The sequence below is a fragment of the Bacillus sp. IT-79MI2 genome, from assembly GCF_949768135.1.
Lineage (GTDB): Bacteria > Bacillota > Bacilli > Bacillales > Bacillaceae_G > Bacillus_A > Bacillus_A pseudomycoides.
In genome coordinates, this window is the sequence record NZ_CATKPV010000068.1 from 1 (window position 1) to 14,899 (window position 14,899).

The 14,899-nt window shown below is 35.3% G+C and carries 15 protein-coding genes, 1 pseudogene and 1 riboswitch; of the genes and pseudogenes, 2 read left to right on the top strand and 14 right to left on the bottom strand.

Features of this window, described 5'->3' with window-relative positions:
- Nucleotides 1–33: 33 nt before the first annotated feature.
- Nucleotides 34–486 (bottom strand): annotated as a pseudogene (locus ACM6HU_RS17605) (DUF2199 domain-containing protein).
- 112 nt (nucleotides 487–598) lie between these two features.
- Complete coding sequence (locus ACM6HU_RS17610) at nucleotides 599–1,462, bottom strand: LysR family transcriptional regulator (RefSeq protein WP_016116793.1); 864 nt, start codon at nucleotides 1,460–1,462, stop codon at nucleotides 599–601.
- 99 nt (nucleotides 1,463–1,561) lie between these two features.
- Between ACM6HU_RS17610 and ACM6HU_RS17615 the strand changes: the two genes are divergently transcribed.
- On the top strand, nucleotides 1,562–2,716 hold the full coding sequence (locus ACM6HU_RS17615; RefSeq protein ID WP_016116794.1) for an MFS transporter: 1,155 nt from the start codon (nucleotides 1,562–1,564) through the stop codon (nucleotides 2,714–2,716).
- Nucleotides 2,717–3,315: 599 nt separating this feature from the next.
- On the opposite strand, the gene ACM6HU_RS17620 is transcribed toward ACM6HU_RS17615, so the two are convergent.
- The 7 genes from ACM6HU_RS17620 to ACM6HU_RS17650 all read right to left on the bottom strand — a co-directional run bounded on the left by ACM6HU_RS17620 (nucleotide 3,316) and on the right by ACM6HU_RS17650 (nucleotide 8,668).
- Nucleotides 3,316–4,125 carry a DUF4247 domain-containing protein gene (locus ACM6HU_RS17620; protein ID WP_077295550.1) on the bottom strand — a complete coding sequence of 270 codons (810 nt, stop codon included), beginning with the start codon at nucleotides 4,123–4,125 and terminating at the stop codon, nucleotides 3,316–3,318.
- Nucleotides 4,126–4,138: 13 nt separating this feature from the next.
- Nucleotides 4,139–4,645 (bottom strand): DUF4178 domain-containing protein, encoded by a 507-nt coding sequence (locus ACM6HU_RS17625; RefSeq protein ID WP_016116796.1) that lies wholly within the window; start codon nucleotides 4,643–4,645, stop codon nucleotides 4,139–4,141.
- Between the two features lie 22 nt (nucleotides 4,646–4,667).
- On the bottom strand, nucleotides 4,668–5,072 hold the full coding sequence (locus ACM6HU_RS17630; RefSeq protein ID WP_033671598.1) for a DUF350 domain-containing protein: 405 nt from the start codon (nucleotides 5,070–5,072) through the stop codon (nucleotides 4,668–4,670).
- Between the two features lie 247 nt (nucleotides 5,073–5,319).
- Nucleotides 5,320–5,985 carry a PspA/IM30 family protein gene (locus ACM6HU_RS17635; protein ID WP_016116798.1) on the bottom strand — a complete coding sequence of 222 codons (666 nt, stop codon included), beginning with the start codon at nucleotides 5,983–5,985 and terminating at the stop codon, nucleotides 5,320–5,322.
- A 286-nt stretch (nucleotides 5,986–6,271) separates the two neighbouring features.
- Nucleotides 6,272–6,439 (bottom strand): FeoB-associated Cys-rich membrane protein, encoded by a 168-nt coding sequence (locus ACM6HU_RS17640; protein ID WP_016116799.1) that lies wholly within the window; start codon nucleotides 6,437–6,439, stop codon nucleotides 6,272–6,274.
- A 16-nt stretch (nucleotides 6,440–6,455) separates the two neighbouring features.
- On the bottom strand, nucleotides 6,456–8,444 hold the full coding sequence (feoB, locus tag ACM6HU_RS17645; RefSeq protein WP_016116800.1) for a ferrous iron transport protein B: 1,989 nt from the start codon (nucleotides 8,442–8,444) through the stop codon (nucleotides 6,456–6,458).
- A complete protein-coding gene (locus ACM6HU_RS17650; RefSeq protein WP_016116801.1) occupies nucleotides 8,441–8,668 on the bottom strand; it encodes a FeoA family protein in 228 nt (75 codons plus the stop codon). The genes feoB and ACM6HU_RS17650 overlap by 4 nt, the downstream gene beginning before the upstream one ends.
- Nucleotides 8,669–9,213: 545 nt before the next feature.
- A riboswitch (TPP riboswitch) is annotated at nucleotides 9,214–9,315 on the top strand.
- Between the two features lie 94 nt (nucleotides 9,316–9,409).
- Between ACM6HU_RS17650 and thiT the strand changes: the two genes are divergently transcribed.
- Nucleotides 9,410–10,078, top strand: a complete 669-nt coding sequence (gene thiT, locus ACM6HU_RS17655; protein ID WP_016116802.1) for an energy-coupled thiamine transporter ThiT — start codon at nucleotides 9,410–9,412, stop codon at nucleotides 10,076–10,078.
- A gap of 176 nt (nucleotides 10,079–10,254) precedes the next feature.
- On the opposite strand, the gene ACM6HU_RS17660 is transcribed toward thiT, so the two are convergent.
- The 5 genes from ACM6HU_RS17660 to ACM6HU_RS17680 form a co-directional block, all read right to left on the bottom strand.
- Nucleotides 10,255–12,054, bottom strand: a complete 1,800-nt coding sequence (locus ACM6HU_RS17660; RefSeq protein WP_077295548.1) for a sensor histidine kinase — start codon at nucleotides 12,052–12,054, stop codon at nucleotides 10,255–10,257.
- The gene (locus ACM6HU_RS17665; RefSeq protein ID WP_016116804.1) at nucleotides 12,051–12,740 is read right to left on the bottom strand and encodes a response regulator transcription factor; all 690 of its coding nucleotides are present in this window, start codon (nucleotides 12,738–12,740) and stop codon (nucleotides 12,051–12,053) included. The genes ACM6HU_RS17660 and ACM6HU_RS17665 overlap by 4 nt, the downstream gene beginning before the upstream one ends.
- A gap of 53 nt (nucleotides 12,741–12,793) precedes the next feature.
- A complete protein-coding gene (locus tag ACM6HU_RS17670; protein WP_016116805.1) occupies nucleotides 12,794–13,414 on the bottom strand; it encodes a class D sortase in 621 nt (206 codons plus the stop codon).
- Nucleotides 13,415–13,507: 93 nt separating this feature from the next.
- Nucleotides 13,508–13,909 carry an LPXTG cell wall anchor domain-containing protein gene (locus ACM6HU_RS17675; protein WP_016116806.1) on the bottom strand — a complete coding sequence of 134 codons (402 nt, stop codon included), beginning with the start codon at nucleotides 13,907–13,909 and terminating at the stop codon, nucleotides 13,508–13,510.
- Nucleotides 13,910–14,132: 223 nt separating this feature from the next.
- A complete protein-coding gene (locus ACM6HU_RS17680; protein ID WP_016116807.1) occupies nucleotides 14,133–14,738 on the bottom strand; it encodes an N-acetylmuramoyl-L-alanine amidase family protein in 606 nt (201 codons plus the stop codon).
- Nucleotides 14,739–14,899: the final 161 nt, after the last annotated feature.

Sequence of the window (14,899 nt, forward strand, 5' to 3'; positions counted from 1 at the left end):
GAAAGGATGGCTTTTTTGATTTGCACTTATCTTCTAGTCATGCTGAATCATCATCTCTTTAATTTCCTTAACTCGTTCTACCGTAATTCCTTCCCTCTGTTCAAATGCCAAAGGATGATTCGTCGGTTCTAATTCGATAAGAGGTCTTACACCTATAGCTCTTGTATGAACATTGGTCCTCAAATTTAATGTTTCTGGATAACCAGGAATCGACGTAGAAAGCCAACCGAAATAAGGCTCTTCTCCCTCTCTCCCTTCAGTTTCCCATAGTTCCATTGTTCTATCAAAATTTGCTTTACTTAAAGACACCCAAACATCCCACATGAATGTTTCATTACTATTTAACACTGATATTTCAATACAGCATCAAATAAAGTAATGCTCCCCGTCCATAATGCAAAGATCAGCATTTAATTCAAAACATTTTTGCCTTTCTCTTTCAGGAATAGAATAATAGTAAAAAGGTGCACCACTTCCATGGCACATTGGTAATTCTTGTTATAAATGATTACATGTAAATTTTTGCTGATGCATTTCTTTATTACTGTTTTTTTCCATATATTCTTCTTCTGCGCATTTTTTATCTTCTTATACAATCCTAGGAATGAATCGACAGTTGATTACATGTAAAAAAAGCATCTATTATAGGTGACTTTTCTTTACATGCTAAATGAATGTGCCGATATTGTTTCTGCTTTAATTTTTTCATTTCAATATTCTTATGTGATTTAAAAAATAACTCTGGCCCCATCGTAATCCCAATATTTTGTGAAACCATATTAACAATCGTTTCACAATTCAACACTTCTAATATGATATTTGGGCATACTTGGTAATCGGATAAATTTTTTATCACTAATGGCTGATACGGTCCCTTCGGCATAATAAAGTCCATCCCATCAATTTGTTGAATATCAATTATTTTTTGATTCACTAACAGATGATTTTTTGGTAGTCCTAATACAATCTCATCTTTACTAACGAGTATTGATTTCATTTGTTTATTTACATTTGATTCCAATACAAACCCTATATCCACTGTACCATTATCAATCCATTCCATTACTTCTCCATATGTACCTTCAAATAATAAAACTTTAACACCTGAGTAACTCTTTTTAAGCTGCAACAACATAGACGGTAGTATTTGTGCCGCTGCACTCGTAAATGCCCCGATTTTGAGCGTACCTTCCAATCTCTTATTTTGCATAGATACTTCTTGTTTAATCGCTGCTTCACTCTTTAACACATTTTGAATATGTGGAAAAATACGATTTGCAAACTCGGTTCTTCTAATTTCAGCTTGCTTATTTCTATGTAACAAAGAATGACCAAATTCTTTTTCTAAACTAGCAATCGCATGACTCACGGCTGATTGTGTCATGTTCAATTGTTCTGCCGCTCTAGTAAAATTACCTAACTCTACTACCTTTTGAAAAATTTCATATCTAGCTATCGTCATGAATTTTACTCATACCTCTCATTTAAAATATGAATTTCATTAATTTCATTATACCCGTTACGATAAAAATAGAACAATTCATCCAAGGGAGGATTCACATTGAATAAAATATTTTTATTAACACTCGGGATGTTCGCATTAGGAGTAGATGCTTATATAATGGCAGGAATATTACCTCAAATCGCTGATGATTTTCATGTTTCGATTGGGACTGCTGGGCAAACCGTAAGTATCTTCACAATCTGCTATGCGATTGCAGCTCCTTTGTTTGCTACATGCATGAGAAAGACGAATCCAAAACATACATTATTAGCAGCATTATTCCTTTTCACAGTCTCTAACTTCCTGACTGCTGTGACTCATCATTTTATTATTCTATTAATTTCTAGAGGCTTGGCTGGCATAGGTGCTGGTCTATATTCACCATTGGCATCATCTGCTGCTGTTACATTAGTTTCTGAAAAAAGAAGGGGGAGAGCTTTAAGCACTGTTTTACTCGGAATGAGTGCTGGAACCGTAATTGGCGTTCCATTTGGTATATATATCGCTTCCATTTATGAATGGCGCATGGCGATGTGGTTTATCGTCACAATTGGGGCAATCGGGATATTTGCTCTCTTCGCTAAATTCCCTATGATAGAATCTAGTCCTTTGCCAACATTAAAAGCACGGCTAAGTATGTTCAAAAACAAAAAAATCTCTCTTGTCATGCTTATTACAATGATATTAAGCTTTTGTAGTTTGGGCTTGTACACATACTTAGATTCCATCATTACTGCATATGGATTCCAAAAATCTATCCTATTTATTTGGATGTGGGGAATCGGCGGAATTGCCGGAAGTTTTATAATCGGGTTTATAATGGATTTTTATAAAAAGCCAAAGATCATATTACTGTACTTAATGGGAATCATGTTTTTCTCATTTATATGCATGGGAGTTTTCCATGAAACTGCGTTATTGTTAGCCATCTGTTTAATTCTTTGGGGAAGTACAGGGTGGGCGGCACTAGTCACCCAACAAAAAACACTCTTAGAAATTAGTCCAGATCATGCTACCATTTCAATTGCTTTACTTAGCTCTATTAATTATTTTTCTGGTTCCATTGGGACAATGACAAACGGAATACTTTTAGAAAAAGGAATAGCACCTGTTACTTTACCTTATATAATAGCCGGTATATTACTTTTTGCTATAGGAGGACAAATTCTTTTTATCGGTAAAAAAATTGTAAAAGTACGGAAATCTCACTAAATTATGATTCAAAACAATAAGCCACTATCTTCTTCATTTAAGATAGTGGCTTATTACTAACATAACCTTTTATGGTCTTCCCCACTTTCCACCATGCTTTATCCATTCCACATACTCATGAAACATGGATACTCGATCTTGAAATTGAAAAGGAATATACAAGATATAAGGGGATAATGGTATAAAGTAAAACTTTAATCATTGTGGGGGCCTTGATTCCCCAACTAATTTCTTTACTTTCGCTGAATTGTTAAAGTAGGAGTAGGAATCATAAATAGCAGGGTACATAATAACAATGAAACATCAAGGAATGATAAAATACAGAACTACGATAAATCTTAAGAAAGGCTGGTTAAAGTGAGCCAAAAAAATTTTTATAAGAAAAAACGATGGATTATACCCGTTTCGACCATTGTCATTCCTACAGTGCTTATATCTATTATTAATCGGTTCACACCTATCCTCAAAGCAAAAGTAATAAAACAACTTTTCGAGGCAAAGCCTTTTGCATCACCTAAAAACATGGAAACGATAAGAAAGCAAGTGGTAGTAAAAAAAGCCCAAGAAGCATTCCCTTCACTTCTTGAGCTTTTTTATGTTTATCTTCTCTTCGTAACCTTCCCAGATCCACCAACCCGTGTTTTAGGGGGAGACGTATTCTTCGGCGGGCTTTTAATCGAAGATTTCGGCTTCACATCTGAACCACTAGAACCGCCCGGTGATTTAATAATCTTTCCTTTATTCTCAGTAGACGGTGGTACAGTTTTCGTCTCTTTTTCTGTAATGCTTCCTTTATCGCCTACGGATGTCTTTGGATCTACTTTATCACTTCTCTTAATAATAGAACCCTTACCTTGCTTTGTAATAGGCGGTGGTGTCTTCTTCTCTTCTTTTGTAGGCGGTCTTTCTGGAATAACCGGTTTATGATTTTTCCGATCTGTATATCCACGGTAATCGCCATGATACGATTTACGCAAATCAAATATATCGTCTAATATACTTGCTAAAATATAACCTTGTAAGAAAGATGGCTGATAATTTTGACGGACAAACTCTTTGTTACTTATCTCAACTAATGTATCCGATGGTTTCTCTTTGTCTTTCTGAATGTTGTATATTTTATCAGAATACACAAGGAACATCTGATTTTCATCTTCTTTAGACGCTTGTTTTGGTTCCCTTTCATCAATCAGCTCCTTTGCCACCTCTGGAACTGATTGATTGGCGGCCCTATACACATATGATTCTTGCTTGCCGTCTTTTGCAACTGATTCTAATGGGTAACGATCTTGAATCGATTTTTCATTTTGACACCCCGATAAAGCAAAACCAGCAATTACAAGTAACGTAACAATGGCAAAGATAGGGATTATGAATGATTTAATCATGGTAAACAATCGGTTTGACATGATTACCGCCCCCTTACGTTGCCCTTATAATTTGTACATCAGCAGAAAGAATCGATTCTCCCTCATACATCATTGTACGGCCATCTTGCCACTCAATGCGAAGTAGCTTCCGGTTGTCAGATTGGAACTCCCATACGTGTTGTTCATCAGATATTGCAAATGGCGTTTTCCCCATCACAACAGCACGTCCGTTATATTGCTCTTCCATATGATACTCGATATCATCCATTTCGATCGTCGTTGGAATCTCATTTATAGAATCTAAACGACCATCAATTGGTGTATATAGTTTATAATAGGTGCTTTCACGATTTTCAATTTTTAAATAGCGAATGGTCTTTCCGTCCTGCAATGTTAAAATAATTTCATTCCGAGAATGCATACTTGTTTTTCCAATCATTTCGTACATCACTAATGAAACTTCGATCATATCACCAGGCGTTAACGTTAATAGGCTTTTTTCTGGCTTAGCGGGTTCTGGACTTTTCATTATATTTTTAATTCGTTTGAATAAACTCATAATCTATCCCCTCCTTTTCTCGTTATAGACAAGCTGCTAAAATGAGGGCCCCGACAACATGTAACGAACCAGCCAATAAAGCGTGTGCAACATTCCCTTGTTTCGTTCCCCCTTCTAAATCTAAACCAGCCACTTTTTTCAAAATGAGTTCGATAAACATTTCTACAACTAACAAAATAACGAATGAAACTGCCGATGCAAGCAGCGCTTGCCATAAATCATTTGCTTTCGTAATCGACTGTGACAAAATATATCCTTGCGCAAATAACTTCATAATAAAGCGCGTTGTCACAGCAATATTCCCTTTTTTAATTTCTACCAAATCGTTATATTTTGTAAAGATAGAATCAACCCACATAAGTACAAATAAAAGAACAGCGCTTGCTCCTGTCCATACAAGCATGGCTAACACATTCATCCATGTCATGGTGAAACCTCCTCTAGAGAATAATAGAAAACCGACATGATTGATTTTCATGACATGTCGGTTCCTTTATCTTCTATATATCCATTTTGATTTTCCAACACATAAACCGCGGCTATGAAAACAAAAACAGGTCTCCTCTTTTTGTTTTCACGCGGAATGCGACCAAAAAAGGTACTGACCGCTCCTATACATGGGCGGACGCTCTCTCCAACCTAAAAAGAAAGGGTTTTAGCTTTTCATTTATATATTATTTCTCATACTGCTTCATAATACGTGCTAGTTCATCATCCACAGCTGAGTTTTTATTTAAAGCCGCAAATTCATCATCTAACGACTTTTCTTTTTTATAAATTTCACCGCTTGCTTCTGCTTCAGCCTCTAATTGAAGAGCTTTTTCTTCCATACGGCTTAAACCAGCTTTTGCTGTATTTGCATCAAATCCAGACATTGCTTGATTAATATTCTTTTGTGCTTTCGCTGCGTTCACACGCGCCACAAGTGTTTCACGTTTATTTCTCAGTTCAGTTAATTGTTTACGCATTTCTTCCAATTTCGCACGAAGATTATCAGCAGCTGCTTTATTTTGCTCATAACTCGCTTTATATTCATTCATCTTTTGCTCTACATTTTGTTTTTCTTCTAAAGCACGTCGTGCAAGATCAATATTATTTGCTTGAACAGCCATATGTGCTTGTTCTTCACGTTTCTTTACAAGTGCTTCTTGTTCTTCAAACAATAATTTAAACTTTTTCTCAAGCGCAATTTGAGCTGCTACACTCTTCTCAGCTTCTTGTACATCCTCTTGCATATCGCGTAAATATTGATCCGTCATCTTAACTGGATCTTCTGCCTTTTCAATTAATGCATACACATTTGACATTGTTAAATCTCTTAATCGTTTAAAAACAGACATTTAAACTCCTCCTATAAACTGCTTCATATTTCAAATTCAATACCTGGAAAACTAAAAATTCTTCCTCTACAGTAAGAATATTCATTTTTAAAGCCTATGTGTACATTATATCAAAACTAAGATGTCCTTACATGTTATTTCTTGAATATGTAAACTATAATATGACATTCCCTTCTCAACATTGACCTCATATCAAATCCTTTGATATCCTCAAAATCAATCATTCAAACCACTATAAAAATAGCAAGTCATAAAAAAAGCTTTGCGAAATCCGCAAAGCTTTTTTCTACTTATTAACGACTCGCTCCATATCAGGACTACAACTATTTGACTGACATGATTTATTTAAGGAACATGCTGCGCATTTCCCTTTTTTACTTCTCTTCACAAAATTGAATAATGTATATCCTGCATAACCAAAAATGATAGCTCCAATTACAATATTGACCATCATTATGATACATCTCCTTCTAGAATCCGAGTAAGGATCCGACTTGGTATATAACGAGCGTTAAAACATAAGCAACTATAAGTGGATAAACAACAGAGAAAATTGTCCACTTGACAGATCCTGTTTCACGACGAATAACAGCTACTGTCGCCAAACATGGAACATATAACAAAATGAAGAACATAAACGCATATGCTGATAATGCAGTATAGTGCGCTCCCATTACATTTCCTAATACATCCTCTTTCACCGCATAAATAATGGCCATTGTTGAAACAACAACTTCTTTTGCTAAAAATCCTGTTAATAATGATGCCGCTGCTTGCCATGTTCCAAAACCGAGCGGTGCTAAGATTGGTGCAATAAAGCCACCAATAATCGCTAAGTAACTTTCTCCCATATCGACGCCAAATCCAGATGGACCAGCATAGTTGAGTAACCAGATAACAACAGATCCACCAAAGATAAATGTACCAGCTTTACGTACGAAACCTTTTCCTTTTTCCCACGTACTAAGCCACAATGTTTTTGCTTGTGGTACACGATAAGGCGGAAGCTCAATAACGAAAATAGATTTTTCTTCTTTTAAAACAGTAAGAGACATTACTTTTGTAACGAGTAAAGCAAGTACAATACCTGCAATGTATAAAGAGAACACAACAGTCGCTTGACTATTCGGGAAAAAGACTCCCGCAAATAATGCATATACAGGTAAACGCGCTGAACAAGACATAAATGGTGTTACTAAAACGGTAAGTAATCTTTCTTTTTCCTGCTCAATCGTTCTCGCTGCCATAATCCCGGGAACGTTACAACCAAAACCGATAATCATAGGAATAAATGCTTTTCCGTTTAAACCAAAGAATTCCATAATACGGTCCATTACAACTGCAATGCGGGCCATATACCCTGAGTCTTCTAATAACGAAATAAAGAAGAACAATGCAAAAATTTGTGGAACGAATACTAATACCGCACCAACGCCGGCAATAATTCCCTCTGTAACGAGCGCTTGAATAAACTCAGAGGCACCAATGTTTGTTAAACCTGCCGTTACCCAATCCGTAAACTGCCCACCAAGAAATTCATCAAGCATATCTGATAAAGGCGTACCAATCCACGTAAACGTAACCTGAAAAATAAAAAACATAACTGCTAAAAAGATTGGAAGTCCTAAAATTTTATGTGTAATTAACTTATCAATTTTTTCTGAAAAGGGAATCTTTCCTTCCTTTTCATGCTGAATGACATTTGTTTTTAACTTTTCAATATACGCTGCACGTGTCCGGTAAATATGCTGTTCTAGCGTACTATCAAGTTTCGCTTCTAATTTAGAACGAATTGCTACAAGCTTTTCATAAACAGGCAATCTTTTAACTTCTTGTTCTACTACTTCGTTATTACTTAAAAATTGAAGTGTAAGCCATCTAGGATGCTCATAATTTGCTTGAGTTAAAAGATCCATGATTTCTTCAATACCTGCATCTACTTCTTTACCATAAGAAAGAGTGAAAGGCTTTTTCTCTTTCTTCTCGTTCTCATGAAGAGTAGCCAGTAATTCTTCACAACCTTTACCACTTCTCGCAACAACAGGAACGACCGTTACTCCTAATATTTCTGACAATCTGTTCGCATTAATAACAATTCCGCGTTGCTTCGCAACATCAATCATATTTAAACCGATAGAAACTGGTTTACCAAACTCTAGTAGTTGCAATGTTAAATGCATATTGCGTTCAAATTGAGAAGAGTCAACAATATTTAGCATATGATGAAATTCTTCTGTTAGTAGAAACTTTGTAACAACACCTTCATCACGAGAAACAGGATTTAAATCATATATACCTGGTAAATCAATTAATGTCCCTTGCTTCCCCTTTAACTTACCAACCTTCTTTTCTACTGTTACTCCGCTCCAGTTTCCTACATATTCATAAGAACCAGTCAGCGCATTAAATAATGATGTTTTCCCTGTATTCGGGTTCCCTAGTAACGCAACCTTATTCACGCTAATTCCACCTTTATCATTTTCGCGTCACAATGACGAATACTAATTAATTGTCCACGGCACTCTAATGTACACGGCCCTTTAAACATCGCTCTTTGTTTCATACGAAGTTCACTTCCTTCTGAAAGACCAAAAGCAGCTAATCTCCGCTTTAATAATTTATCTAACGTTTGTAAATTTTTAACTAATACTTTTTCACCTATTTTAATGTCAACTAAGCTCATAATCTTCCCCCTCAAAAGAGAATGATAATTATTTTCAAGAAAATTATATCACATTCTATGAATCAAGTACTATATATTTTTTCTTCCTATTTATTAACATTTCGGGAGAATTATATATATCCATGTTGATTTGCTGGCATATAAGTCGCTGCTATAAAAACAAAAGGAGATCTCCACTCGTTTTCTCCTTTTGTTTTCACTTGGCACGGGGCAGGAAGAGGGTCTGACCGCTTCTATCCATGGCCGGATCCTCTCTCCCACCTAAAAAGAAAGGTTTTATTTAAATATATTTAAATTTTTCAACATATAAGTTACTGCTATGGATAACAAAAGGTGAGCTGCACTCGTTTTCTCCCTTTATTTTCACTTGGCACGGGGCAGGAAGAGGGTCTGACCGCTTCTATCCATGGCCGGATCCTCTCTCCCATCTAAAAGGGAAGGTTTTATTTCAATTTGTATTTACATATTTAAATGATTGTTCCTAATAGATTCATTTGCCATTCTCATCCATTTCAATTACAATAAACCTAACAAATAAAGAATCTCGTTATCACAGGGGGAGCTTTGCTGCTGAGAGGGAACACTTCGTTCCGACCCTTAGAACCTGTTAGTTAATGCTAACGTAGGAATTGTGCAAACGTTGAACTTGAAATACCTCATTCTTTTTCCACTTACGTATTTCATATCTCCCTATGATAAGTATTCTTTTTTGTGCAACTTGGATTTAGGGGGATTAACAACATGCGTAACACCAATTTACAAGCGATGATTGAATCTGCAATCCTTGCAGCCTTCGCCTTGATCATCGACATTTTACCACTATCAATTAAACTTCCAACAGGCGGTTCTGTTTCATTTGCAATGATTCCTATTTTTATTATCGCTTACCGCTGGGGCTTTAAAACTGCTTTCTTAGGAGGACTCATTTGGGGTCTACTACAAATCGTAGTTGGCGATGCTTACATTTTAACGCCAGTTCAAGCGTTTATTGAGTACTTCGTTGCATTTGCTTTTATCGGTTTTGCTGGTTTATTCTATCGTCCAATTCAAAAGGCACTTGCGAACAACCAACATACATCTAACGTACAATCCGACATTGGTAGCCGCAAAGATAAACCTTCATCAAAAAGCGGTCAAGGGAAAAAGGCGCTTTTTTATATTATCCTTGCTACATTTGTTGGTAGCTTTGCCCGTTATTTCTGTCACTTTATTGCTGGTGTTATCTTCTTTGGGAAGTACGCACCACCAGGACAGTCAGCTGTTCTTTATTCATTGATCGTGAATGGTAGTACAATGCTTGGTTCATTTGCATTATGCACAGTATTACTACTACTCCTGTTTTCAACTTCACCACGCTTATTTAAAAGTATCGGTGCACATAATATGAATTTAAAAAATAAGAGTGCCTAAATGGCAGTCTTATTTTTTATTATTTTAACCGAGAAGACCCCGGATGGGGGTCTTCCTGCCCGTTAATACGGGATAAATAGAGATTTGAGACCATTAGATGTACTATTAATAAAAACCAAAAGGCCTTTCTCTACTGAGAAAGACCTTTTTCATTCTGTGTATTTAGACAAACCCTACTACACTTTTTTATTTAAATAGAAGTAAAACAACACACCATCTGCTGTATTATTTACACCATACTCTACGCCATGAAGTTCCAAAATATTTTTGGAAATAGCAAGTCCGAGTCCCGTTCCACCGTTTGAACGTTGACGAGCTGTATCTATACGGTAAAAACGGTCCCATATTTTATCTAATTGTTCTTCTTCAATATGAGTGCCTTTATTTTCTATACAAATCTTTATTTGATTTAGCTCATCTATTGTAGAAATAATAATATCCTCTTTTTCAGGTGTATAACGGATTGCATTCGTAATGAAATTGACAATTACTTGCTCAATGCGATGTTGATTTGCAACAACTTGAGCTGGAGATATGTGTTTGTGAATATGAAGTTGTTTCTTCTCTATTTCTAATGATAGTTGTCCACATATATGCTCAATGACCTCATCAATATGAAAAGTATCCATCTGCATTTTATACGTGCCAGATTCAAATTTAGCTAACTCCAGCATGTCCAAAATTAACATATCCATCTTATCCACTTCTTTTTCCATTGCCTGAAAATAATATTCTTTCTTATGTTCGGCTACCCCATCTTTTAGAATCGAAATACAGCTTTTCATAATACTTAGCGGTGTTTTCAATTCATGTGAGACACCTGAAATAAATTCTTTTCTCGTATTTTCTAGCTTTCTTTCTTTTTCAATATCTTGTTCTAATTGTTCAATATGTGTGTGCAATGTATTTGATAATATATTAATGTTGTTAGATAAATCGCCAATCTCATCTTTTGAAGTAATTGGGATTCTTTCCGAAAAATCTAAATGTGCAATTTTTTTCGTTGTATCATTAATTCGTAATAGCGGTTTTGCAATTTGTTTTGAGTAATAAAAAGATGCCAACAAGGTAAGTACTAGCACAAATGCAATAATATATACATAATAATCCTTTACCATTTGTACTGCTTCATCTACGGGCTGCAAGGACGCCATCGCGAATATATATGTTAAAGAGCCATCCTTTTCCTTTATCGGTTTAATTAATAATTTATATTTTATATCATTTTTTTCATAGTCATTTATTCTTAAGGCATCATTGTTATCTTTATTTTCATTTAACAGTAAGTCCGCTTGAAATTCTTTTATACTCTCCAAGAACAAAGTGTTTTTATAAAGTGGATTCACTATCCCTTTACTATCAGGTAGTTGCACTTTTGTAATAGTTCCCCCAAAACCAGTACTAGGAACTTGAGCAGCACTTTTCTTTTCCTCTTTCACCTTAGGAGCTATTTCATTTATTTTCTTATCTAATGGCTTGTTGGACCAATTTATACCCTTACTTAAATTTAATACAGCAGGAACAAATGTAGAATCTCTAACCATTCCATAAACTGAAATTTGCAACCCTGAAAAATGCGGCATTTTTTCATTTTCAACCTCTTCTATCCCCATAAGATAATAGAGAGGGATTGTAAGGTTTGTTTTTCCAAGTTCCTTCTGCGATAGCCGATCCAGCTTTACTTCGAAATAAAAATCAGTCGCATGTTTTAAATTCCCATCACTATCTAATGCTGTAATCCATGTATTATTTTCTCTATAAAAATCTTGTTCCAGTTTCTGAATTGCTTCTGTGTTACCATCACTATTCAAATACTCTCTCTCAAAAGAGCTTATATTTGTTTGAATATCACTAACTTTTCTGTTGGCATAATATTGTTTAAAAAATATCGTTTGTCCAATAAAAATCGTCGCTAAAATCAACATGCATAGTGCTGTTGTAAGAATAAATAATTTGAGTACAATCCCTTTGCTCATACATTCCCCTCAAATTTATACCCCATCCGAACAACAGTCGTAATGTACTTTGCTTTATCTCCTAATTTATTTCGTAAATTACGGATATGACTATTCACTGTCCGGTCATCACCAGCAAATTCATATCCCCAAATTCTTGAAATCAATTGCTCTCTTGTCAAAACAATTCCTTGATTCCGCATAAAATAGGTCAATATCTCAAACTCTGTATGTGTTAAATTAATGTCCACTCCCTCTATCGTAACGATACGTGATGGGAAATGAACACAAATTCCATGAATAGATAGCGTATCATTTTCATTACTTGGAGATTTACTTGTAAGTATTCGACTTTCAAGTAATCGCTTTGCCCTCGCTAGTAAAATAGGCGGACTATATGGCTTCGTTACATAATCATCCGCTCCTAACTCAAATCCAAGTAACGTATCATCTTCATCCACACGTGCCGTGAGCATAATAATCGGCACTTGAGACGTTTTACGGATTCTTCGGCAAACAGACCAACCATCCAATTCCGGTAACATGATATCAAGAATAACTAAATGAACCTCTTCTTCTTCAAACAAGGATAAAGCTTCTTTCCCATCTCTTGCCTCAAGTACTTTATATTGCTCATTTAGAAAATAATCTTTCAATATTTCGCGTAAAATATCTTCATCCTCAACAATTAAAATTGTTTTTGTCATATTCCCTTCCCCCTTCTCTCATTCTAAATAGCTAAAGACAGAGTACTATACTCTCATTTTGAATCAGTAGCAATCAATTTCGCTTCAATAATATATCGATCTGGTGCATCACCTATATAATCAAATGGATAGCACGTCGTCAGCGTTAATGTTGATTCTTCTTTCTTTACTATGACTGTGCGATCATCCGCATGTGTAATCCACATTTTTTGAATCTCATAACTATAAATCTTATTATCGTATTCCATAATGAGGTTATCTTTTTCTTTAAGCTCTCCTAGTTCTGTAAATACAGTATCGCGATGTCCACTCAGTACAGTGTGTCCTCCTTCAGATGGAGCTGTTGTCATATCACTAACAAACATACCAACTCCTTTTTTCAATGTGCTATCATTTGCTCCCCAATATATAGAGAACTTCTTCTTTATTTTGGGGATATTTAACATCGCGACTTTCTCTCCTTCTTTATATGGCATTTGAGAAGAAGGTACTTGAGAATTCACAGGTGTTTCAGTGGAATGCCCTTTTAATTCTATTTTTTCAAAATTCTTTATCTCTTCTGTCGTTAAATCTTGTGCGGAACTTTTTCCTTTGTACCATTCAAAAAAATAATACGTCCCCATAAGAATACCGACTATCATGAAAGCAAGTCCAATACGATTTATAAGTCTCACTTTAATCCCTCCATGCAAAAAATGGCAGGGATATCCTACCATTTTTAATATATGAAATTATCCCATTCTTTATAGACTAATTTATATTTTGTTTTACGCTTTAATTTTACGGCGCGTAAATCCAAACAATGATCCTAATGCTACAAGGCACGCGCTTAACGTCATCATTATTATGCTATTTGATGCTGTATTTGGTAGTTTCTCACCTTTTGTAGCTTGCACTGCCGCTTCTTTTTTCATTTGATCTTGTTTTTGTTGTTCTTGAATTCCTTCTTTTTTCATCTTATCTTGTTTTTGTTGCTCTTGTACTGCCGCTTCTTTTTTCATCTTATCTTGTTTTTGTTGTTCCTGCATTGCTGCTTCTTTTTTCGTTGTATCTTGCTGTACTTGTGCCACTTCTTCCTTTGTCATTGTCCCAGTAGACGCACTTGCTACCGAAGAATATCCTACTGATAAAAGTGCCATCGCACAGATTGGTACAAGTTTCTTTTTCATTTATATCTCTCCTTAGTATACTTTTTTCACATCGCATCGGATGTATTCATAGAATATATCTGGTATGTAAATATGAGATGCAGATGAAATGGATTTTTCTTAAAGATTCAATTACCTTCAAGAAATCAAAATTCCCTCTGCACACCTCTCTATTTACGGAATAAAAAGAGGCTGCCGAAAGTAGCTAATTCAACTACTTTCGGCAGCCTCTTTTTTTAAATATCTAGAGCATAACACCGTTATCTTTAAATGAATACCAAGTACCATTAATTAAGTGTTTGCCTATTGCCATTGCACCGTCAGATTTTAAATAATACCAGTTCCCAGATTCTTGCAACCAACCTGTTTTCATCGTACCATTCGGATTCATATAATACCAACCTGCATTAGTTCTTACCCATCCAGTTTCCATTAATCCACGATGAATATAATACCACTTATTCCCTTCTTTTACCCAACCTGTTTTCAGTGATCCATCTGGATTTGCATATACCCAACGATCTTCACCATCATGTATCCAACCAGTCTGCATAACACCATCATTACCTAAATAATAATCTCTTCCATTTTCCCTAACATAATCTTTTTGCACCATGATTCCATCTATAAAGTAATACCAATTTCCGTTATAACTTAACCATCCTTCATGAGCTTTTCCATCTTTATCAAAGTAATACCATGAATCTCCAGCTTTTACCCATTCCATTTTTTGTATAGCTTGTTCTTCTTTCGGGACAGCCTGATTCACATTTCCACTTGTTTCTGCATGAGAAACGGCAGGTACTAAAAACATTACAGACATTAAAACTAGCAAAATAATTTTTTTCATTTTTCCCAGTCTCCCAAATAATAAATTATTTTTTAGTTTCTATACCCTACAAGTAAATTATATTACGAATTATAGGTGTAAACAACACTTTTGTAATATAAATGTAATATTTTTATCATTTTTGTTACTTTTATATTTTAATAGTAACATTTTACCGTTAC

Coding starts and splice junctions, on each gene's coding strand:
- ACM6HU_RS17610 (WP_016116793.1), bottom strand. CDS start 1,462: ATGACGATAGCTAGATATGAAATTTTTCAAAAGGTAGTAGAGTTAGGT.
- ACM6HU_RS17620 (WP_077295550.1), bottom strand. CDS start 4,125: ATGTCAAACCGATTGTTTACCATGATTAAATCATTCATAATCCCTATC.
- ACM6HU_RS17625 (WP_016116796.1), bottom strand. CDS start 4,645: ATGAGTTTATTCAAACGAATTAAAAATATAATGAAAAGTCCAGAACCC.
- ACM6HU_RS17630 (WP_033671598.1), bottom strand. CDS start 5,072: ATGACATGGATGAATGTGTTAGCCATGCTTGTATGGACAGGAGCAAGC.
- ACM6HU_RS17635 (WP_016116798.1), bottom strand. CDS start 5,985: ATGTCTGTTTTTAAACGATTAAGAGATTTAACAATGTCAAATGTGTAT.
- ACM6HU_RS17640 (WP_016116799.1), bottom strand. CDS start 6,439: ATGATGGTCAATATTGTAATTGGAGCTATCATTTTTGGTTATGCAGGA.
- ACM6HU_RS17650 (WP_016116801.1), bottom strand. CDS start 8,668: ATGAGCTTAGTTGACATTAAAATAGGTGAAAAAGTATTAGTTAAAAAT.
- thiT (WP_016116802.1), top strand. CDS start 9,410: ATGCGTAACACCAATTTACAAGCGATGATTGAATCTGCAATCCTTGCA.
- ACM6HU_RS17660 (WP_077295548.1), bottom strand. CDS start 12,054: ATGAGCAAAGGGATTGTACTCAAATTATTTATTCTTACAACAGCACTA.
- ACM6HU_RS17665 (WP_016116804.1), bottom strand. CDS start 12,740: ATGACAAAAACAATTTTAATTGTTGAGGATGAAGATATTTTACGCGAA.
- ACM6HU_RS17675 (WP_016116806.1), bottom strand. CDS start 13,909: ATGAAAAAGAAACTTGTACCAATCTGTGCGATGGCACTTTTATCAGTA.
- ACM6HU_RS17680 (WP_016116807.1), bottom strand. CDS start 14,738: ATGAAAAAAATTATTTTGCTAGTTTTAATGTCTGTAATGTTTTTAGTA.